Below are 20990 nucleotides of genomic sequence, written 5' to 3' on the forward strand. Positions count from 1 at the left end.
CCCCGGCTCGCCCGCTAGGGTGATCTGTCAAACAGTCGAACAAATGCCGAGTCACGGGGGGCACTTGTGGCCGACGACGGGCTGCGCGCCGATCCTTCGGTCCTCAAGGCCGAGGGCTACAACATGTTCACGGTGGGCCAGAACTTCAGCAAGGCGGTGGAAAGCCTGCAGAAGGGGCTGAACGCACTCGAGGGCGGCAACGGCACCCCGCCGTGGGGCGACGACGACATCGGCGAGAAGTTCGGCGTCGCCTACGAGGGCCTGCGCGACGGCATGTACCAGTCGATGGGCAGCCTGGCGGAACGCCTCGCGGGGATGGGGCTGGCCTTCACCGAGATGGGCGTACGGCACGAGCGCAACGAGGGCGACGAGGACGCCGCCTGGCGGAGCATCACGGCCGAGTACGACGGACAGGTGGACATGCCGACGGGACCGCACCATCTGCGTCGTCGGCAGGAGGGCTGATCGGTGGGTCTACGACGGCTTGATCCGTGGGCGTGAGGCAGCTCGGTCGGTAGCCGTCAAGAGGCCGCGCGCGGCGTGGTCAGGCAGCCCGGCCTGCAACAGATTTGTGACAGCAATCCTCTGAAGTTGCCTGCGGGCCAGTACGTAAGCTGTGCGTACGGCTGTTCCATGCGCGATTTCCCCTGATGGATGGGGGAGTTGGACGCCGGTCGCAGACGGGGGTGTGTGCGCTGTGTCGATGATGCTGCCGGACGAGCTCGAGTGGGTTCTCGAGATGCTCGGCTACCGCTGGCCGACGGCGGACGAGGACAAGCTCAGAGAGTGCGCCACCCTGTGGCGGAAGTTCGGCGACGACGTCACCGACCTGCACACCACGGCGAACGCCAGTGCCCGGACCGTGGTGGCTCACAACGCCGGCGAGTCGATCGACGCGTTCACCAAGGCCTACGCCAAGTTCGACGGCGGCAACGGCTCCGACGGCTACCTCGCGAACGCGGCCCAGGCCGCCTACACCATCGCAAATGTGCTGGAAGCCTGTGCCTACATCGTCGAGTTCGCCAAATGGGCGGTGATCGCCCAACTGATCGCCCTGGCCTTCGAGATCGCCGCCGCCCAGGCCGCCGCGCCCTTCACCTTCGGCCTGTCCGAGGCCGGCGCACTGGGCGCCACCCAGGTCACTCGGCTCATCGTGCGCCGCCTCCTCGACGAGCTCAAAGAGGCGCTCATGGAATCGATCGTCGAGGCGATGAAGGAACCCGCCATCTCGGCGATCGAGGCGATCATCACCGACCTCATCCGGCAGACGGTGAACGTCGGCTTCGGCGCCCAGCAGGGCTACGACCTCGGCCAGACCGTGAAGGCCGGCAAGGACGCCGGCTGGCAGGCCATCAAGCAGACCCCCCAGACCCTGGCCGAGGGTGTGCGCGACAGCCTGGGCCAGAAGGCCGGCCACCGCTTCCACCACGCCATCGACAGCCGCATCGACGGCCATCACGGGTCGGGCGAGGAGCACGGCGAGGGCGGGGACGGCGGACACGGGGAAGGCGGCGGCGAAGGGGACTCCGGCTCTTCGTCGAGGTCATCGTCGGACTCGAACACGAATACGGACTCGGGGTCTTCGTCCGACTCCTCGTCGTCGCCCCGCTCGGACACGAGCGGGCACTCGGACCGCACGGACTCGGATTCGGGCACGGGAACGGGCAGGGATTCGGGTACGGATTCGGGTACGGGGAGGAACATAGGCGGCGGTATATCCGTCGACACGGGTGGTGCCGGCCTGCACACGCCGGACGTGGGCGTGGGCCCCGGCTCGGACTCGGGTTCCGATTCCGGCTCCGGCCCCGTTTCCGGCTCCGACCCGGTTTCCGGGTCGGAGCATCCTTCCCCCTCCGACACGTCGGACCTGCGGCAACCTCCATCGCTGGCGGACTTCGACGACCCCACCTCCAGCGGGACCTCGCACAGCGCCCCGAACACCGACGTCTCGTCCAGTGCTCCGAGCACATCCGGCCCCACCGGCGCGGGCCACTCCTCCGTGTCCGGCCTCTCCTCGCCGACCCCGCACGTGGCATCCGGCCATGCGTCGTCCGACAGTACGGCGCCCTCGTCGGGCGGTGGCAGAAGTGGCGGCATCGGCACGTCGATCGACAGCCTGGCCGCCGGCGTCCCCACCCAGTCCCACGCCTCCCCCACGCCGACGGCCACCGACCACTCCCCCAGCGGGACAGGCGGCCGCACGGAGGGCGGCCCGGCCATGCCGACGTCCCCCGCGCCGCCGCCCACCACGGCCGGCGGCGCGGGCGCGCGCCCGACGGCAAGCACACCCGGCACCACGTCCTCCATGGCAGGCCCGACCAGCCCCACCACGACCCCCGGCCCGACGAGGAGCCCTTCCCCCACCACCCCGTCCGCAACGGGAACGGGCCCCGCGTCCACGCCGAGCCCCACATCGCAGACGGCACCTCGGACGCCGCGAACCGCGATGCCGGAGAGCCGCATACCCGGCACGGGTGACGGCCGGATATCCAACGCGGGTACCGGCCGGATACCCGGCGCTGGTACCGGCCGGATACCCGGCGCTGGTGACGGCCGGGTATCCGGCGCAGGGGACGGACGGGCAACCGGCGCAGGGGACGGCCGGCTATCCGGCGCAGGGGACGGACGGGCAACCGGCACGAGCGACGGACGCACGCCCCGTGCAGCAGAGGGCCGCACGCCCGGTACGGCAGACGGCCGCATCCCGACGCAGCGCACCCGCGGCACGGCCCCGGAGAGCCGGACCACGCCGCGGGAAACGCCGAACGGACGCACGACGCCTCGCAGTCTTCCGGAGGACCGTACGACGCCCCGCGGTCTTCCGGAGGACCGTACGACGCCCCGGCCGGAGGACCGCGCCACACCCAGGACGGACGACCGGACGACCCCCCGCACAGACGACCGGACGACCCCCCGCAGCACCCCGGAAGACCGGTCCGCGCCCGGCAACGCCGCCGGCGCCAGGCCAGGCGACCACACCGCACCCCGGAACACCACGGACGCGACCGACGCCCGCACACCCACCCGAGGCCAAAACCCGAACGCGGACGCGGACGCGACCTCGAATCCGCCCACGAGTCGACCCTCGAACCCCAACTCGACGCCGCCCCCGAACCGAACGACGACCCAGAGCCCAAGTCCGTCCACCCCGCCCCCCACCTCAACCAGCACTGGCACCGGCACCGGCACCGGCACCGGCACCGGCACCGGCACCGGTTCGGAACGAACCTCGAACCCGAACAGCAACTCCCAGACCCCGAACTCCGCAACGCAGCCCGGCCCCACCCAGACCCCCCGTGCATCCGCCACGCCGGGCAATCAGAACCAGCCGGGCCCCCGCCCCACCCCCAACAGGCCGAACCAGTCCGCAGGCACGGCACCCGGCACCCCGCAGCAGCCGGCCGCGCCACACCACCCGTCACAGACATCCGAAGCCGGGACGGACAAGCCCCACGACCGACAGCACGACCATGTGACGCCCGTTCCGATCCACACAGTCGCCCTCGCCGCGGCCCCCTCCGCACCACCGCACGCGGGCCACGCCACACCGCAACCACCGGGCGCGCCGCACGCCGAACCGGGCACGTCCCCTCAGCAGCACCCGCACCAGGACAGCCTGAACGAGATCCGCAACGACCTGGACCACTATCCGGGCGGCCTGACCGAACCACACCCCCACGACCAGCAGGCGCTGGTCAACGCGGTGCCGCACGACCCCGACGGCACCCCGCAGCGTTTCCCGGACCCCTTCGGCCACTGGTCCCAGCTCCAGAACGACGGCGGCAACCAGGTCCCCGGCCGCAGCAACAACTGCGCCGACTGCTCCCGCTCTTTCCTGGAGACCTGGTACGGCAATCCCCAGGTCTCGGCCCCCCGCACCCTCGACGTCGACCAACACGGCAACCTCGATCCCTGGTCCCCCGAGCACAACGCGAACGCGAACCAGATCCGGTGGTCAGGCGCCGCGCACACCTACGCCGGCAGCGGCGCCGACCCCGAAACCCCCAACCGCATCGCGTCAGACCTCCAGCAAGCCGGCCACGGCGCCGCGGCCATCGTCCAGGTCGACTGGCCGGGCGGAGGCGGCCACGCCTTCAACGCCGTCAACCACCACGGCAACATCATCTGGATCGACACCCAGAGCGGAGAGGTCAGCCACCAGCCCCTCCACATCCCCAACGCGGAACACGTCTGGCACATCCCCCTGGACGCCAACCGCAACCCTATCCACCCCGCCGCTCCGGAAACCGGCACCTCCCACCACGAATCGGACAACCCCGAAGAGGGAACAGGCACCCCCCACCAGGAGTCCGACAGCTCCCATCAGGAGTCCGACAACTCCGCCCAAGAGTCCGACAACTCTGCCCACGAGGACAAGCCCCCCAGACCGGACAACTCGTCAGACGAGCCCTCGAAAAAGGCCCCCGACGAGCAGACCCCCAGTCCGGAAGCCACCAGCCCGCACAACTCACCCCTCACCGAGTCCGACAACCACAACAGGGAAAGCCCGTCCCACGCCGAGCCTGGCCCCACCCACGCGGACACACCGAAGACCGACGGCCCATCACCACGCCATCCGTCCGACGCCACGCAGGAGAGCGCCTCCGGGTCCCCGCGCACCACCGACGAGAGCAAGAACCGGACGGAAAGCGACAGGCTCACCCCGCCTGCACACGACGCCGTACAGCCGTCGCACGCCGGCACCCAAACCGACGAGACCCACACCCACACCCACGCCCAAGCCGGCGATCCACCCCCTGAACACCAGCCCCCTTCACGGACCGACCGCGCCGGCAACACCGACGCCCGCAATGCCACGGACCACACGGTCCCTGCGCCCACGCACGCCGCACCAGGTGACCTGACCGCCGACCAGCGAACCGCCACCCCAGGGCCACACACAGCCGGGACGTCGCATCAGCAGCACACCTCCGACCCGCGCTCAACCGATCCACTCCAGCAAGACCCCTCCCAACGGAGACCACAGACAGACGAACAGCCGGACCGCCGGCCCGACACCACGTCCCTCGATCGCCATGTGGCGGCCGTCCCCGACAACCGAAGCCACCGAGCGCCCGAGAACCCCGCCGGACACGGGCCGGCGCCTCACGACGCCGACCCGCCCCGGGCCGAGCGAAACGCGTCCCTTCCGCTGCCGGAGCGACCCGACGCCGAGCAACTTGACCTGTCACCGGATGACGCGCAGCAAGCCGTGCGCGACTACGAAAACCCCGACTTGCGGGGTCTTCCCGTCCACCGAATCAGCCTCGAGCCCGTCCACGAGTGCCTGAGAGGGTGGGCACGCGACGGACGTCTGGCGTCAGTGCTCAGAGAAGCAGCCGACAGGATGGATGCCGTCAAGCAGGCCCGCGAGGCCGGCGAGACGGATCTGCCGCCAACCGCCTTCTCCAGAAAGTTCCTGGAGGACTCGCTCGGCGACGAGTTCCGTCGGTTGAATGACGGTCAGAGATATGCGGTGATCGCTTCTCTGGCCAGGCTCAGTCTCGCGTACCACGAAAGCCAGGGAGTCGGTCACAACCCCGAACATGACCGGGATGGCCGCCCGTACATGGACGCCGAGCCGCGTGGGGACGGAGATCCCGACCGCGCCACGGACTCCGAACGCGCGGTGAGCGCGGAGGCGCGTGACAGGGCAAACAACAGGTTCCCGAGTCAGTACCGTTCCGACCAGGAGACAAAGGACAATCTCAAAGAGCTGCACGAGCGACTCACCGGGAAGCCCAGGCGGCCCACCATTCAACAGATCAACGCGATCATTGATGCCGCTGGACACAAGCCGGATTTCTCCGGCAAGAACTACGCCGTCATTGAAGTCGTGGACTCCAAGGGAAACAGCAGCTATGTCGTCGACTCATCCGTTCCCGCGGATGAGTCGGGAGTCTCTCCGCGTCACTCGGAGAAGCATCTCCTCGACTGGTTCGACCGCACCAACTCCGCTCCGGAAGGTAAGAAGTATACCCTTGCGGGCCTTTATACGGAACGTGAACCATGTGGTGTGGGAGAAGGGCATGCCGACTGTTCGACGCGGCTACGCACTCACCCGGACATGAGGGACGGAAAGGTTCCTGTCCACTACAGCACCACCTACCGCACCGACCCCGAAGGTTTGGAGCTGCGGCAAGCGGACCGGGAACGGCTGAAAGATCTGCAAAACGAAGCGCTCGCCAAGATGGAGGACGGTCTACCCAAGGAGGAAATAGAGAGAAGACTTAAGAAACTCGGCCTCCACAACTCGCAGATATCGCGCAAGGTGGGCAAGATCGCCACAGACCGGGAGAGCGCCATGACCGAAGAGATGGACGATCATCTGTCCGTGCTCGGCGAGGTCTGGGCCGAGACTATGCTGCACATCGTCCCGCCTCACTAGGAGCTGCATGTCCGACCCTTTCTCCGAGTCCGAACACCTCTCAGCAGCTCGGCTGGCCGCACTGCTGGTGGATTGGTGGCGTGAAGGACGTCCCGGGGGGTCCCAGGTCCGCGTCGTCAGCGAGTTCGGCAGTGCTTCGCTGCTCGAGGAAGTGCACGAGCAGATCCCTGAGAGCGCCATCATCGATGCGACGGGTGCGGACGCGGATGACGTCTTCCGGCGCATGCTCACCTCCATCGGGGTACCGGACTCCGAGCTGACACCCCACAGATGGCACCGCGCCGCGAGGCGGCTCGCCAAGGACAAACTCGTCCTGGTCACCAACGCGTGGCGAGCGGGTTCCACCCGGCGATCCGCCCAGCCGAGCGCGGTTCTGAACTCCGCCGCGGGACGGCTGGCCCTTCGGGGAGCCGGAGTGATCGTCGACGTCGGTCCTCGCGGGCAGGGGCCGACGGAGCAGCTACGGGGGGTTGTCACACTCGAACTGGGCGATTCGGCGGCCGGCGACCGGAGCGAGCGGTTCGAGTCACAGATCGCAACAGCGATGAGCTCCCCACACCTCCAGGCACTCGCCCTGTCCGAACCCAGACGAGTGCCCCTGCCGGTATGGAGTCAGCTGGCTCGGGCGGCTGGGATCCCGGACTCCGATGAGGATTCCTTGCGCCGGCTTGCTGAACACTTTTCAGACCTGGTCACCCTCGTCAGCGACCAAGTCGTCTTCTTCATTGATGAGTCCGTGCCCGAGGCTTTGCGCCGCCGCACGCCTGAAACACTGAGCACCCGGGTCCACCGTCACATGGCGCGGTACCTCCGTGAAACCCACCCTCAATTCCGCCATCCCGAGGGTTGGGCCGCGTCCGGCGGCGTCGGCCGGTACGCCGCGCAGGGGCTGGCCATGCACGCAGTACAGGCGGGCGAGTTCGAAGAGTTGCTCGATGACGGCAGAGTACTGGCCAACCTGCCACAAACCGCGCTTCTGGACGCGGCACACTGCGCCTACGACGGTTCACTCTTCGGGTCGAACGCTGCTGCCGATGCGGTCTTCCTACGGATGTACGGTGTGGCTCCTTCTTCCCAGGCGCAATGGGCTGCATGGCTTCACCTCATGGCAAAAGCGAGGGATGACGCCGCGCTGTGCGGGGGCATCGAGAACTCGGGAGTACGCCTCCCCTGGAAGGCGCTATGGACACACTGGCGCCCACCAGGCGGATATGATCCCCGCTATCTCCGGCCCGGCCCGGTTTACGAGCTTTTTTCCGTACGATGGCGGGGGCGGCCTGCTGTGGCAGGCTGCTCAGTCGACAACACCGTCCATGTCTGGGACGTCTCGACGTCCGAACCAGTGGCAGGCCCGTGGAGCAGCGAAGAATTTCCCATCGGGCAGTCGGACGATCTGGCCTGGGATGCGGATCATACCCAAACCCAGGACCATGGCCCCAGAAGTCTCCGCGAACTCCGCGCCCAGGAACGAACCGCTGAAGGACCAGGCGAGGATGACGATTTCCTGCCCGTCGCCCTCGATTTCGGCGACACCACGGTACTCGCCGGAGTGGGCGGTGTATGTGCGGTGATATCGACCAGTGCGGGAACCCCTGCGGAGATCACGCCACTGGGAGACAAGCCACTGCTCGGCACCCGCACCGCGGCCGGTCCCGCCAAGCCGAAGCACGCGCCCGAGACGACTGCTTCCGATCTCGGCGAACTGGTTCCGCACGCCCCGGTTCTGCGTACCCGGGTTGAGCGCGTTCCGCCCGGTCTCACAGATGAAACCGCACGCCAAGTTCTTGCGGACATCGGTATCCCCGCCATGAGAGAGCAAGGGATCGAACTTCAGTCAGGCGATGCGCGGTTCCTGGAGGAGTTGCCATGGCCCAGCGATGTGGAGCCGTCCGAGGAGACCGGGCCTTTCTTCCGCATCGGTCAGTGGATGGGCGGTGCCGTGGTCATCGACGGTCCCAGCGGGCACGTACTGCGCGTCCCCCATGCTGCTGATGAAGGCGGCCTCGACGGCGCTCTTCTGGCTGACGACCTGGACCGCTTCCTGAGAATGCTTGTTCACTGGATCACCGGTCTCCGCATCGTGGAGAACTTGGACAACCAGGACGAGGCCCACCTGCTGCGCCAGCACATCGACGATGCCCTCTGGGAGATCGACGACGAAGGCGCCGGTGCCGGCGCCTGGAAGTACGCGCTGTACAACGAATGACCGATCGCCCGAACCGGAGGAGGTCAAGGTCTCGGAGACCGGTTCGACAAGCCGTCATCCTGACGCTGAGCGAGCCGAGCCCCGCAAGCTTTCCATCCGGGCAGGGAGGATCGACGGGACTACGGCAGGTCCTGCGGGAGTGGTTCCTCAGCAGGCTGTCTTCGCCGGGAGGGCTGCGGCGGAGATCGGCCGTCGCGCCCGACAAGGCTTCCGCCGCACGCCCCGATAAGACCACCACGACGAGGAGACCAGCTCCATGACCCCGGACCACCCGGCTCCCCCGGCCACCCCCGAGGAAGCCCTGGCCATCGTCCGCAGCCGCTACGCCCAGCCGAAGCTGCCCGACGGCACCCCGGCTGCCCTGAACGTCCACGAGTTCGACATCGGCTATCTGGTGTACGCGACCTTCCCGCCCACCACCGACGCCGAAGGCCGGCCGCAGCCCTCGTCGCCGGGTGGCAGCAAGATCGTGGTTGCCAAGGACACCGGTGAGACCGTGACCGTCCCCAACTACCCGACCGAGGCCGCCATCGCCCTGTACCGCCGTCAGCGCCAGGCGCAACGGCCGAACTCGTAGCGCACACGGGCCCGTACATCAACCGGCGACCAGGGTGGTCGGCAAACGTCCTCGACATCGCTGGTTGCAGCCGTACGCAAGGTGTGCCCCGTGCCAGGCCGCAGACCTCGACCTCCTGCGACCGGCACCTAAGATCGACGTCAGATCGACGTCGTACGCACATGCGACCGCGAAGGCGGAGGACGGGGAACCATGACCGGCGCGACCGAGAACTACGCACCGCACCCCCACATAGGCGGCCGAACCGCCGCCTTGCGCGTGCTCGCCGCGTGGCGCGGGGCCAGGCCCGGCGCGCCGCGCGTGGTCCTGGTCACCGGCAGCTCCGGCAGCGGGCGTTCGCGGCTGCTCACCGGGTTCCTGATGCTGTGCGAGCCGGAGTTCCGCAAGCAACTGCCGTTGGACGCGATGGATCCGTCGACCGTGCCGCCGGAACTGCCGCCGCCGGCGGTGCCGGCCCCTGACGGGCTGACCGGCGCGCAGGTGCTGTGGCTGCTCGCCGACCACTACGAGCTGGACGCCACGAGCACACAGGGCGTGTTCGCCGAGCTGGCGGCACTCGACGAGGCGGTGACCGTCGTCGTGCCGGATGTCGACCGGGCCGGTCCGGTGCGGGCCGCGGGTGAGCCCGCGCGGCTGGTGCGGGAGGTGCTCGCCCCCCTCGCCGCCACCGGGACCGTACGGCTCCTGGCCGAGGTGCCGCGCCCACCAGCCGTCGAGCTGGCCGCGGGTCTCGCGCCCGGCACCGTACAGATCATCGATCTCGACGAGCCGGAGTGGGCCGACCCGGATGGCCTGGTGCTGCACGCCCAGGCCGCGCTGAATCCGGAGTTCGGTGCGCCCGAGCTGCCGTTCACGGTCGATCCCGCCGCCCGTCTCGCCCTGGCCGCAGCCATCGGTCGCCGGGCGGGGAGTCCGCTGGTCGTTCAACTCGCCGTTCAGGGACTCCTGACGGCGCCCGACGGCTTCGATCCTGCCGACGAGAGATGGCTGCCGACCTCCGTCGGCGAGGCCCTCGATCTGCATGCCGCACGGCTCGGCGCCGATCCGCAGACGCTACGGCTGATGCTGGCACCGCTCGCCCTGGCCGAGGCCGACGGCATGCCCGTCCATCTGTGGGCACGGCTGGCGAGCGCGGTCGCGGAACAGGACATGAGCCAGGCCATCGCGGGTGGGATGCTGCTCGCCGGGCCCTTCGTCCAGCCCGAGGGGCAGCAGGACGGCGGGCGTACGCTGCTCCGGCTGCTGCACCCCGCCCTCGGCGACGAGATCCGCGCCGGTCTGCCGAACGTCCGTGCCACTCAGACACGGATCGCGATGGCCCTGCTGGAGGCCGTGCCGGAGCAGGACTGGAGCAAGGCCGACCCCTACATACGCGACCACATCGCCGGCCACACCCTGGAGGCAGGCCTGCTGCCCCAACTCCTCACGGACCCGGGGCTGTTCGTACATGCCGACCCGGTACCGCTGCGTGCCGCCATCGAAGCCGTACCGGTGCGGGCGCTCGGCGCCCCGGCCTGTACCTACCTGCGTACGGCCCCCCTGCTGACGCGCACCCAGGTGCCCGCGGCACTGCGCGCCGCCCTGCTGGAGACCGCGTTCGTCGAGGACGGCCTGCCCGAGTACGCCGACGCCGTGCACCGGCTCGGCTTCGAGCTGCCCTGGCGGACGCTGTGGAGCCTGCCCGTCGCCGGCGTCAGCGCCGTGACCGTCGGCAGCATCCCCCGCGCCGAAGGACCCGCCACGCCCGTCGCCGTCCTCGTCGTACCCGCGGACACCCCTGGCGCGCGTCCGGTGGGAGCGACGGGCGAGGCCGAAGTGAACGCGGCGGCGGACGAGAGTGGCGAGACCCGCGAGGCGGACGAGACGACGCGCCGTTGCGCGGTACTCGTTCACGACCTCGTCCAGCCTCACCCCCTCGGCGACATCGATCCCGGGCGGATCCTGCGCCCGTCGGAGGACGAGCGGGCCGTCGCCCCGCTGGGGCTCAGCCGGGGCGCCGACTATCTGCGCGTCTGGGACCGGGCGAGTGGGGAGGTCGTCGCCGCGCTGATCTCCGACACACCCTTCACCGCCGCCGACCTGTCCCCCGACGGCGTCCTCCTCGTCGCCACCGAGCGCGGGGCCAAGGCCCTCCACATCCGCCCGGCGGCCTCGGCGATAGCCTCGTAGGCACACGCAGACGTCCCCCTCCACCTCCTCGTTTCTCCCTCCACCCCCGATAGACCGCGAACTCGACGGACCTTGAAGGAGCTTCCCCGTGACCAGCCAGGAGCAGGCGCTCGCCATCGCCGACCGTTGGCTCAACCCGGAAGGCTCGGCCGCGCCGCGCCGCGAGGTCAGGATGCGGGAGTTCGACCTGGGCTGGGTGGTGTGGGCCGCACCCGCAGCCCCCGAGCACGACCCGGTGACCGGGGAGCGCCGACCGCCCGCCGAGGTCGGTGACGCGCGCGGGGTCGTAGATCGCCGTACCGGTGAGCTGACGGTCTGGCCGTCGGTGCCGGTCGAGGAGGTTGTACGGATGTACCAGCAGAAGCACGGCGGCGGCACGCAGGACGGGGCGCCGACAGTGGGTGTCCGTCCGGTCACCGGGCCCGGCAACACCGCCGTCTTCACCTACACCGACCCGGCCAACGGCGAGGAGACCACCCTCTACCGCACCTCGGGACCGGGCCTGCCCCCCGCGGAGTACCAGGCGTGGGCCGAACTGCGGCGCATGAACATCCCCGAGAGCAGTGTCCTCGCGATCCACACCGACCTGCGTCCGGCCCTGCTCCCCGGCGGCTACACCGCCGAGCTCCTCAACCGGTTCCGCAATGCCTCGCTCTCCTGCTCTCAGAACTACGGCACCCGTCCCGAGGACCGCGCCGAGGGCATCGCCGCCCTGGTCGAGCAGGTCGACATCATGCACCGCATGGCGGGCCGGCAGCCGCCGCCCCGCCCCCACCGCCTCCCCGTGCCCGCGCAGGTCAGGCTCGTGGAGCCGATGCGTGATGTGGCCCTCGGCCGCCATCTCGTGGAGGTCTTCGGCCAGGAGGGCGTACGTCGCCACGACGCCGACGCCATCGCCGGCAGCCCGCTGCCCGAGACCACGAAGTCGACGCTCACCCGGGCGGGGCTCCCCGCCGACCTTCCCCTCTTCTTCACCGCCGACCGATCCGACGCCCCGCCGGCCGGCGGCCTGTTCACCGATGTCGCCACCAACCTGCGCGAGCGCCGCAGCCCGGCCGGCGAGGAGAAGATCGGCGCCCTGGCCCACCTGGTGCGGATCGGGTTCGACGGGGTCGCGGTGGTCGCGGTGCAGTGCCTGCCCGGTACGACGGAACCGGACGGTCTCGGCGCGGTGTGGGCGGTGGAACCGGTCACCGCCGACGCCCGCTACATCAACGTCTCGGCCGCCGCCTTCGCCCGCTGTCTGGCGCTGCTCTCCACCACGCGGCAGCGGATGCAGGGCCTGGACCCGGCCTCGGCGGGGGCGGCGGTGGCGGCCTTGCAGGAGGAGCTCGCCGCCATCGATCCCTCTTCGCTGGGGAACCCGGACACGTGGTGGTCGCTGATCGTCGAGCAGATGTGGCACGGGTTGTTCTGAGCGCGCCGCACCATGGTGGCGGTGGAGATCACGGGAGCTACGCACGGGCAGACGCCCTCCGTAACCCCGTAGCCCTGTACCTCGTCCTCAGGCACCAGCCCTCAGCCCCAGGCCTCAAGCCCCAGGCCTCGGGCCTCAGTCCCCAGTCCTCGGCCTCAGGCCTCAGGCCTCAGGCCTCAGTAGAGCGAGAATCCGCCACTGTGGCGCCCCTGGTTCTTCTTCCCGGACTGCGAGGACTGCCCCTCCGCCCTCCGCGGCTCGGAGGGCCCCGAGGAGGAGTCACCGCTCGTCAGCGCCTCCCGGTGCCTGATCTGCTCGCGCTCCTCCTCGGAGAGCGACTCCCACTGGCCGCGCAGGGACGACATGCCCTCGCCCAGGGCGCGCGCCATCGCCGGATCGTCCAGGACGTCACGCAGGGCGAGCCGGCCGGAGAGCATTCTTTTCGCCGCGTCCTGAAGGTCCTTGTTCACGTCACTGTTCTGGGACAGCGAGCTCAGAGCCGAGTTCAGAGAACGTATCTGCTCCGGTTCGAGCGCCTCGTCCAGCACACCGCGGTCCTGCGAAGGGCCGTGCGGGGTGGGTGAGTTCTCCGGTCGCCTGGTCATGTCGCCTCTCCTCAATGCCCTCGTCTCTCGGACACCCGAAGTATCTCCCGCCACGTACCAATGCCATGCTGACCCCCCACCGGCCGAAGAGGAGAAGGACCTCATCGTCATGGCTCAGACACAGGGCACAGGAAAAGGCAAAGGCGCCGGAATCGACCGTTCCCCCGCCGGTCTCGTCGGCAGGGCCTTCGGCCGCCTCGGGCGCGCGGGCGGTGTGGTCTTCCTCCTCGCGGGTCTCGCCCTGAGCGGATGGGGCGCCTACGAGGGGGCGTACTTGGCGGGTTGGGTGGGCACGCACGGCACCCTGACCGTGAAGCAGTGCGAGGTGAGCTACCCGAACAACGCCTCCCGCAGCCACCGCAAGAACCGCCACCCCATCCGCTGTGAGGGCAGCTTCGTGTCCGACGACGGCAAGAGCAAGGACGCGGGCGCCGCGGTGCAGGTCAGGCAGCGGTATGCGCCGGGCACCGAACTGTCGGTGCAGCAGACGGACGTCTCCACGACGGACTCCGCCGCGGACGGCGACTACGTCCAGAGCGGTATGGACCGCGCCTGGCGTTTCTTCAGTGCCTTCTTCGGCGGCTGGGTCCTCACGGGCCTCGGCGTGTTCTGCCTCGCCACCGGTTACGCGCCGTTCGGCGAGAGTCGCATCTCGTACGACGCGGCATGGAGTGCGGCGGGGCGGGGAGTGACGCGCCCGATCATGATCGGGATGATCGGTGTGGGGCTGGTCGGCGCCGGGGCGTCGTTCCTGGTCAGCTACTTCGTCTGACCTGCCCCGGTGGCGAGCCGGCCGACTTCGAGGGGATAGCCTGCGTCGGTCGACTTCTCGTTGATCACTGTTCGTTCAGCCGACGCCGCAGTCAACTACGGGCTTTTCCAGGCATGTCGACGCCTCCACCGCACCACCCGAACCAACCGCCGTACGGGCCGCCTCAACAGCCGTACGGACGGCCCCAACAGCCGTTCACGGAGCCCCAACCGCCTTACGGCCAGCCCCAACCACCTTATGGAGACCCGCAGCAACCTCCGCCGCAGCCTCGGCGAGGCCCTCAGCGCCCGCGGCCGGGAGGTCCGTTGCGGGTGGTGAAGTCCGTCGCCATCGTAGTAGCGATCTTCGGCGGTCTGGCCTATTACGTCTGGGACTACAACACCAGCCCCACCGGTGGCAAGGCGAAGGCGGAGGCCTCGGCGTCCGCGTACGCCAAAGCCCATGGCCCCGCCATCGGCGACAGTGTCAAGGTCAAGGACCCCCAGGGCGAGCCGCTTCCGACGGTCGTCGACTGTGGGTCGCCCGAGGCGGAGTACAAGTTGGGAGAGATGCTCCCCGGCAAGGGCATGCACTGCCCATCCGAGTACGACTACGGCATTCAGTACCGCAATGGCCGGAAGTTCAACTACACGTTGTCCTTCACCAAGGTCTGAGCTTCGGCTCGTCGCGTCTTCCGGCCGCCGTTCGCAGAGCGGGCGGCGGCCTGTTCTCGCGACAGCTGAATCGAGTCGGTGAAGGCTCCCCGGTTGACGGAGGCTCGGAGGCAGGCAGAGTTCACCGGCGCCGTTCCAGGCACCACCCTTTCGGCAGCTGCCGACCGCGAGCGGTAGTCCCTTCGGCGCGGTCTTCCCCTGAGCCCGGAACCGCGCCCGCACCCAGTCCGTGGTGGCCCCCGGAAGACGGCAGTTGCCCGTCCGTCGTGTCCGGACTGTTCGCCGCCTCACCGCCATGCGTTGTCGTCACGGCCGCGAGCTTGGCGATCAGCGCCCGGCCCGCTGGGGCGCGGACAGCTTCTCTAGACTTCACCTCATGTCGTTCTCCGGCGAGCTCTCCCCCTCCCCCACCGCCACTGTCGTGCCCACCGGTCGGCGAACCTCGCGGCGGATGATTCCCCCCGGCATCGTGCTCACCGCGATCAGTGCCCTCGTTCTGTTCGGCGGCATAGTGGTGGCCGCCGGGCTCGGGGATGGCGGACCGAACCCCAAGGGGTTCGGGGGAATCGTCCTCGGACTGTTCATGGGCTCCATCGGCGTCACCAGACTGATCACCGCCTGGTCGGCTCGGCATTCCAGCGTGAGCGTCGACCACACAGGGCTGTGGTTCAGCAACGGCAAGGCGCGGAACGTCATCCCCTGGCAGAGCCTCGCCGGAGTCGGGTTGCACTGGAGCAAGGCCGGCAAGCGCGGCGTGAAGATGTACTCCATCGAGCTGTGCCCCAACGCTCCCATCGACCGCGACGACCCGGTCCTGTGGCCCCTGGTCCGCGACGATGAACCGCCGCACGCCACCCTTCCGCGGCTGCGCTATCGCCTGCCAGTCTCCGAGTTTTCCCAGGCGGCAGTGGCCAGGGCGATCCAGCAGCAGGTCCCCCAGCTGTGGCTCGGTGAGACCGAGAGGGAGACCGGCTATATGGGCGTTCCGGATCGCAAGGGGCACCGGGAGCGTACGCGCGGATCGTCCCGCTGACGAACCGTGACCGTGTCGGTGCCACCGCCGAGGGCCGGACTTGCCGAATCGGCAAACGAGCTCGTCCCCTCGGCGGGGTCTTCCGCATGATCGGCGTGGGGCGACGGAACGGCGGAAGAGAGCCGTCCCGGCGCCCAGCGGACCGACGTTCCTGGAGGAGAGTCAGATGTCGCAGCGCGCCGTGGTGATCACCCACCGGCTGGTCTCCTCGCCGGGAGGCCGGATTCACCTTGTGGAACAGGGAACCGGGCCGCTGGTGCTGCTCGTACACGGCTTCCCGGAATCCTGGTACTCCTGGCGCCACCAGCTGCCGGTACTCGCGGCGGCGGGATACCGCGCGGTCGCCATCGACGTCCGCGGCTACGGCCGCTCCTCCAAACCGGCCGCGATCGATGCGTACCGGATGCTCAACCTGGTGGAGGACAACGTCTCGGTGGTGCACGCCCTGGGCGAGGAGTCGGCGGTGGTCGTCGGCCACGACTGGGGCGCGCCCATCGCCGCGAACTCCGCCCTCCTCAGGCCCGAGGTCTTCCGAGCAGTGGGACTGCTGAGCGTTCCCTACACCCCGCGCGGCGGGCCCCGCCCCAGCGACGTCTTCGCTCGGATGGCCGGAGACGAGGAGTTCTACGTCTCCTACTTCCAGGAGCCGGGCCGCGCCGAGGCCGAGATCGAGCCCGATGTACGCGGCTGGCTCGCGGGTTTCTACGCGGCCTTGTCCGCCGACACCATGCCCGCACCCGGCGCTCCGGATCCGCACTTCGTCAGCAGGGGCGGGAGGCTGCGTGACCGGTTGCCCATCGGCCGGCTGCCCGCCTGGCTCAGCGAGAGGGACCTCGACGTCTACGCCGGAGAGTTCGAGCGGACCGGCGTGACCGGCGCGCTCAACCGCTACCGGAACATGGACCGCGACTGGGAGGACCTCGCCGCGACCGACGGTGCCCCCATCACCCAGCCGTCCCTGTTCATCGGAGGCGGCCTGGACGCTTCCACGACCTGGCTGGCCGACGCGATCAAGGCGTATCCGGTCACGCTGCCGGGCTTGGTCTCCTCCCACCTCCTCGACGGCTGCGGCCACTGGATCCAGCAAGAACGCCCCGCCGAGGTCAACCGGCTCCTGACCGGCTGGCTCGCCGCCCTGCCCACCTGACGCACTCGCGCGCGCCGCCCAGGGCCGCCGAACACGCCTTCGAGGCCGGGGCCGCCCAAGAGCCCGCCGCAGTCATCCTCACCGCTGACGCCCCGACGGCACGCAGGCAACACGCAGTCACCCCCGAGCCTCAGCGCCGAGCAGCCGGCTGCCCTCCCCGGCCAGAGCCGTGCACCGGCGCGTCCCGCTCGGCGCGTTCGCGGTCCAGGTCCGCCTGCCGTCGCGCGTCCCAGTCCGCGAACCGGGCCCTGGTCTGCCGGCCTTCCGCGTACGTCTGGTCGTCGGCCGCCCGGCGGATCTCATGGATGCGCTGGTAGACGGCCTCTGTGTAACGCGGGTCCTGGAAGGCGTCCTTGACGTCGACACGCCCACTCAGCACCGCATGCGCCATGTCGCGCAGGTCCGGGTCGAGCGATGCGGTGTCGCGGATGGTGCGCAGGGAGCGGTGCAGCCGCAGGGCCTGCTCTTGGTCCTGAGCGATCCTCATGAGTTCCCCGCCCTGGATCTCGCGGCCAGCGCTCACAAGCCGGCACGTCCTTTCCTGTCGGAGGCGAAGGCAGCAACAAATCTGAAGGGGCCGAAGGCGGCGCAGGAGCCCAAGGCGGCGCAGGAGCCCAAGGCGGCGCAGGAGCCCAAGGCGGTGAAGCAGGTGTAGGCGGTGAGAAGCAGCGGCGGCGTCATCCGAACTCGCTTCGAGCCCACGCGTGCGTGCTCCCCGTGGCACGGGAGGACCCGGAGCGTGCGGCGGAGGCGGTGGCCGCGGTTCGATTGGACACCTGTGTGGACCCCGAGGAGCCGGAGTCCTCCGGGGATGCGTCGGCCTCAGCCGCATCGGACGCCTGCGTGGTACGGGTACCGTGTCCGGCCAGCGTGTCGACACCGTGCTGTACGCGGCCCCCGACCGCCCCGGTGACCTTCTCCGTCGCGGTGTCCACGGCGTTGTCCATATGCGAGTTCAGGTCCGTGTAGTCGGCGAAGGTCGATCCCTCGCCCCCGGTGACCTCGTTCTTGAGGCCGTCCACGTACTCGCCGGCCGCCGTCCTCGCCACGTCCGCCGTCTCTCCGAGGTCGATGCCGGACCGTGCGTCGAAGTAGGTCTCGATGCTCTGCTGACCGATGTTCTGCGCCATTCCGATGGCGGCCTCTTTGGCCTTGTCCTTGGCGGCGTCAGCCACCTTCTCCTGGACGAACTGCCTGGCCTGCTCCTTGATCTGCTCCCTGGCGTACTGCTTGACCTTCTCCTTGGTGATCTTCTCGAGCTGCTCCTTGGCGATCTTCTTGAGGGCGTCCATGGAAGCGTGTTCCATGGCCTTGGTGATCGCCTCCATGACTTCCCTCTTGAGTTTCTCCAGCAGCTCCCGGACGATCACCCGCGCGGCCTGTGTCGCGCCCAGCGCGCCGATCTCGGACAGTCCGAAGGTGAAGGGAGCCGACGCCTGTGCCGCGATGATCTCCACGGCCAAGGCGACGAGTTGCGCGATCACGGCCAGCTTCGCCGTCAGGACCGCCACCGCGGCCCCGTCGAAGGCGAGAGCGATCACCTCGCACGCGGTCGTCGCGTCCGGGAGGTACCTGTCCTCGCCGTTCGCGCCGGTGTAGGCGCCCCAGGCCTTGCTGAAGCCGTCGACGGCCTCGCCGACGTTGCTGGAGACGACGGTGCGGGCGAAGCCTTCGCCCTGAGCCTGGATCTCTTCGAGTTCCGCGCCGAAACTCCGCCAGGTCTCGGCGACCTGGTGCAGTGCTTCTTCATCGACCTCCGGCCAGGAGTAGCCGAGGAGATCGAGTACCCAGACAAGCTCGCCGGGCAGTGTGAGCGACATGCCAATAGCCCCGTATTTGATTAGAGTCGGCCGGACATCCCGTTCATCAGGCCGCTGTTCGATGCGTCCGATCCGTCGTAGCTACGCGCCATGTCCTGCAGGTTGTTCCCGATCTGCTGGACCCGTTTCGCAAGGCTGCCCACCGATGTGAGGATTCCGTCGCGAATCGGCGTGTAGATCTGCCCGAAGGCTTCCCCGAAATCCGCATCCGCCCATGGCTCTCCAAGCCCTTCGAGGGTGTCATGAAGCCGCTTGGAGGCATTCACGAAATCACCCCCGAGATCGACGAAGTTCAGCCCCTGCTGACGGAGTACAGCCGTCTCCACGCTAAAGCCGTCGGACACTCTCGATCTCCCCCGTACTCCCCTGCTGCAGGCCTGCTGGCAGGTCATATTGAACGACAGAGCGATACCTTAGACTCCTCGCGCACGACCCAGCCAGCCCGCTGGTCAAGAGATCGTCAAGTCACTCAGGGGGGCACCAACAGTGGTGACAGTACAGCCGCGTTACGGCAGCACGGGGAGCCTGTGGGTGGGAAGGCTCCTCGGTTTGGGGCTGCTTGTCGTGGCCGCGGTCGTCGCCGCCGCGACCATTCCGGAACTGCGCAGCGAACTCGCCGACGAGGGCACCGACGGTACCCTCACTGTTTCTTCATGCGAAACGCACACGAAGACCCATTACGGCACGCACCGGCGTACCACGGAACTCAAGTTCAGCTGCACCGGAACCTGGACCGCGCAACACGGTGGGGCCACCTACCAAGGCGTGACGGTGGCGACTTCATCGCGTTTCGAAACCGGGGCCGAAATCCCCGTCGTACAGGCGGACCACACCTTCGAGCAGCCGCAGGACCGGGCCCCCGGGAAGGATGCCGCCATTCTCGCGCTCTGCCTCTCCCTGGTGGCATTCGGCATCTACTGCCTTTTCACCGGTTTCGGCACCCGCAACGGCCCCGGTTTCGCGGCCTCCTGGCAGCGCCTGCCGGCCCCGACCGTCACCGGCCCCCTCCTGGGCGGCATTTTCGCCGTGGGCGTGCTGGCAGCGCTCGTCTGTTCCCTCGCCCTGTGATGCCCGCATCCGCACTCTGAGGAGTCACCCCCATGACGCACGCACACGGGAACGTCGCGACGAACGCCGCCGCCCCCGGAGAGCGGACGGGCCCCGGCCGCCTCATCGGCGCAGGCCTGTGCCTCGTAGGCCTCGTCCTCCTGGCCCTCGGCGCCTACCTCGGCCCCTACACCTACGCCACATCCACACCGGGCAAGCTCACCGTCCAGACCTGCAGCGTCGACTACAAGTACCGGGGCACAACGAGCAGTTCCCGGAAGCGCATCAAGACCAGATGGTGCTACGGCACCTTCACCTCCGAGGACGGCACCGTCAAGGACCTCAACGCCGACCTCAAGAGTGATGCCCTGTACCAGCGCGGCCACGTCATCGAGGCCCGCAAGACCGGTGACACCTCCTACGAACCGGACCACGGCTGGGTCGGCGCCATCGCCGAAGGCTGCGCGTGGTGGTTCGCCGCCCTGATCCCCCTCGCCCTCGGCCTCTTCTTCACCGCCACCGGCTTCGCCTTCGGCGGCCCCTCCGACGTCCACCGCGCCGGGCAGACAGCGAGCCAGGGCCTGCTCCGCACCGTCTACGTACTCGGCGCGGTAGGCGTGATCGGCTTCGCCGTCAGCATGCTGGTGGTGGTCTTCACATGACGGACACCCCAGCGCGCCCTCGGGAAACGAGGGACGCCGGGGCCGCCGTGCTCGCCAGCTCGTTTCCCGTCGACCTTGTTCAAGGTTGGCGGCCTCAAGTAACAGCACCTGCGGTTCCCTGCATGACCAGCCGAGACCAATCGATTATGGACATCCTAGCGCCGTCAGCAGCTCTCAGAACGTCAGCGCTAGCGAGCGGTGGAAGGGGAAAGCCCGGTCGAGTTGATCTTCGTCGATCAGATACCCGCCACACTCGCCCGCTCTGGCCGCAACGTCACGAACGAGTGCCTGCTGCTTCAACGTAGATCGCGTAATCCCGACGTCAACGACTATGGCGCAGCGGGCGGGCAGAGCGCAGTCGTGGATGCCTCCTGGATCCGACTCCATCGTCGAACGGTGGGGACCTCCCCCTGAGTGGTGGACACGCTGATACTGGATCTGCTTGATCCGGAGGAAGCGAGAACACCGCCGATGGCGATGAAGGACTACTCGGA

16 protein-coding genes are annotated in these 20990 nt (G+C 69.0%); 12 read left to right on the top strand and 4 right to left on the bottom strand.

What is annotated here, in order from left to right; translation table 11 throughout:
- Positions 1-66 precede the first annotated feature (66 nt).
- The 6 genes from ACIP94_RS37365 (at position 67) to ACIP94_RS37390 (ending at position 12757) form a co-directional block, all read left to right on the top strand.
- The gene (locus tag ACIP94_RS37365) at positions 67-465 is read left to right on the top strand and encodes a hypothetical protein (RefSeq protein WP_402436265.1); all 399 of its coding nucleotides are present in this window, start codon (positions 67-69) and stop codon (positions 463-465) included.
- 238 nt (positions 466-703) lie between these two features.
- The gene (locus ACIP94_RS37370) at positions 704-6388 is read left to right on the top strand and encodes a toxin glutamine deamidase domain-containing protein (protein ID WP_402436268.1); all 5685 of its coding nucleotides are present in this window, start codon (positions 704-706) and stop codon (positions 6386-6388) included.
- A 7-nt stretch (positions 6389-6395) separates the two neighbouring features.
- The gene (locus ACIP94_RS37375; RefSeq protein WP_402436271.1) at positions 6396-8594 is read left to right on the top strand and encodes an SUKH-4 family immunity protein; all 2199 of its coding nucleotides are present in this window, start codon (positions 6396-6398) and stop codon (positions 8592-8594) included.
- A gap of 256 nt (positions 8595-8850) precedes the next feature.
- Complete coding sequence (locus ACIP94_RS37380) at positions 8851-9171, top strand: hypothetical protein (protein WP_402436274.1); 321 nt, start codon at positions 8851-8853, stop codon at positions 9169-9171.
- Positions 9172-9363: 192 nt separating this feature from the next.
- A complete protein-coding gene (locus ACIP94_RS37385; protein ID WP_402436277.1) occupies positions 9364-11340 on the top strand; it encodes an ATP-binding protein in 1977 nt (658 codons plus the stop codon).
- 88 nt (positions 11341-11428) lie between these two features.
- Positions 11429-12757, top strand: coding sequence for an SUKH-4 family immunity protein (locus ACIP94_RS37390; RefSeq protein ID WP_402436280.1), 1329 nt, complete (start codon positions 11429-11431; stop codon positions 12755-12757).
- A 176-nt stretch (positions 12758-12933) separates the two neighbouring features.
- Here the strand turns inward: ACIP94_RS37390 and ACIP94_RS37395 are convergent, their stop codons facing one another.
- A complete protein-coding gene (locus ACIP94_RS37395; RefSeq protein ID WP_402436283.1) occupies positions 12934-13362 on the bottom strand; it encodes a hypothetical protein in 429 nt (142 codons plus the stop codon).
- Positions 13363-13471: 109 nt separating this feature from the next.
- Here ACIP94_RS37395 and ACIP94_RS37400 point away from each other — a divergent pair, with 109 nt between their 5' ends.
- From ACIP94_RS37400 to ACIP94_RS37415, 4 genes are all read left to right on the top strand, one after another.
- The gene (locus tag ACIP94_RS37400) at positions 13472-14134 is read left to right on the top strand and encodes a hypothetical protein (protein ID WP_402436286.1); all 663 of its coding nucleotides are present in this window, start codon (positions 13472-13474) and stop codon (positions 14132-14134) included.
- Between the two features lie 311 nt (positions 14135-14445).
- Complete coding sequence (locus ACIP94_RS37405) at positions 14446-14787, top strand: hypothetical protein (protein ID WP_402436289.1); 342 nt, start codon at positions 14446-14448, stop codon at positions 14785-14787.
- 376 nt (positions 14788-15163) lie between these two features.
- On the top strand, positions 15164-15820 hold the full coding sequence (locus ACIP94_RS37410; RefSeq protein WP_402436292.1) for a hypothetical protein: 657 nt from the start codon (positions 15164-15166) through the stop codon (positions 15818-15820).
- A 166-nt stretch (positions 15821-15986) separates the two neighbouring features.
- Positions 15987-16967 (top strand): alpha/beta fold hydrolase, encoded by a 981-nt coding sequence (locus ACIP94_RS37415; RefSeq protein ID WP_402436295.1) that lies wholly within the window; start codon positions 15987-15989, stop codon positions 16965-16967.
- 130 nt (positions 16968-17097) lie between these two features.
- Here ACIP94_RS37415 and ACIP94_RS37420 read toward each other — a convergent pair whose 3' ends face one another.
- The 3 genes from ACIP94_RS37420 to ACIP94_RS37430 form a co-directional block, all read right to left on the bottom strand.
- Complete coding sequence (locus tag ACIP94_RS37420; protein WP_402436298.1) at positions 17098-17490, bottom strand: hypothetical protein; 393 nt, start codon at positions 17488-17490, stop codon at positions 17098-17100.
- A gap of 154 nt (positions 17491-17644) precedes the next feature.
- A complete protein-coding gene (locus tag ACIP94_RS37425) occupies positions 17645-18787 on the bottom strand; it encodes a PE-PGRS family protein (protein ID WP_402436301.1) in 1143 nt (380 codons plus the stop codon).
- Between the two features lie 20 nt (positions 18788-18807).
- Positions 18808-19131, bottom strand: coding sequence for a hypothetical protein (locus tag ACIP94_RS37430; protein WP_402436304.1), 324 nt, complete (start codon positions 19129-19131; stop codon positions 18808-18810).
- 187 nt (positions 19132-19318) lie between these two features.
- Between ACIP94_RS37430 and ACIP94_RS37435 the strand changes: the two genes are divergently transcribed.
- Positions 19319-19855, top strand: coding sequence for a hypothetical protein (locus ACIP94_RS37435; RefSeq protein WP_402436307.1), 537 nt, complete (start codon positions 19319-19321; stop codon positions 19853-19855).
- Positions 19856-19887: 32 nt separating this feature from the next.
- Positions 19888-20496: a hypothetical protein gene (locus ACIP94_RS37440; protein ID WP_402436310.1), complete on the top strand. Its 609-nt coding sequence runs from the start codon at positions 19888-19890 to the stop codon at positions 20494-20496.
- Positions 20497-20990 lie beyond the last annotated feature (494 nt).

Origin of the sequence: Streptomyces sp. NPDC093261 (genome assembly GCF_044753645.1) — a bacterium.
In the GTDB taxonomy this organism is placed as follows: domain Bacteria; phylum Actinomycetota; class Actinomycetes; order Streptomycetales; family Streptomycetaceae; genus Streptomyces.

What these genes read in the sequence shown, in the direction of transcription:
- ACIP94_RS37440 (WP_402436310.1), top strand. Translation starts at nt 19,888, where the DNA reads ATGACGCACGCACACGGGAACGTCGCGACGAACGCCGCCGCCCCCGGA.
- ACIP94_RS37385 (WP_402436277.1), top strand. Translation starts at nt 9,364, where the DNA reads ATGACCGGCGCGACCGAGAACTACGCACCGCACCCCCACATAGGCGGC.
- ACIP94_RS37395 (WP_402436283.1), bottom strand. Translation starts at nt 13,362, where the DNA reads ATGACCAGGCGACCGGAGAACTCACCCACCCCGCACGGCCCTTCGCAG.
- ACIP94_RS37410 (WP_402436292.1), top strand. Translation starts at nt 15,164, where the DNA reads ATGTCGTTCTCCGGCGAGCTCTCCCCCTCCCCCACCGCCACTGTCGTG.
- ACIP94_RS37415 (WP_402436295.1), top strand. Translation starts at nt 15,987, where the DNA reads ATGTCGCAGCGCGCCGTGGTGATCACCCACCGGCTGGTCTCCTCGCCG.
- ACIP94_RS37425 (WP_402436301.1), bottom strand. Translation starts at nt 18,787, where the DNA reads ATGTCGCTCACACTGCCCGGCGAGCTTGTCTGGGTACTCGATCTCCTC.
- ACIP94_RS37380 (WP_402436274.1), top strand. Translation starts at nt 8,851, where the DNA reads ATGACCCCGGACCACCCGGCTCCCCCGGCCACCCCCGAGGAAGCCCTG.
- ACIP94_RS37375 (WP_402436271.1), top strand. Translation starts at nt 6,396, where the DNA reads ATGTCCGACCCTTTCTCCGAGTCCGAACACCTCTCAGCAGCTCGGCTG.
- ACIP94_RS37370 (WP_402436268.1), top strand. Translation starts at nt 704, where the DNA reads ATGATGCTGCCGGACGAGCTCGAGTGGGTTCTCGAGATGCTCGGCTAC.
- ACIP94_RS37400 (WP_402436286.1), top strand. Translation starts at nt 13,472, where the DNA reads ATGGCTCAGACACAGGGCACAGGAAAAGGCAAAGGCGCCGGAATCGAC.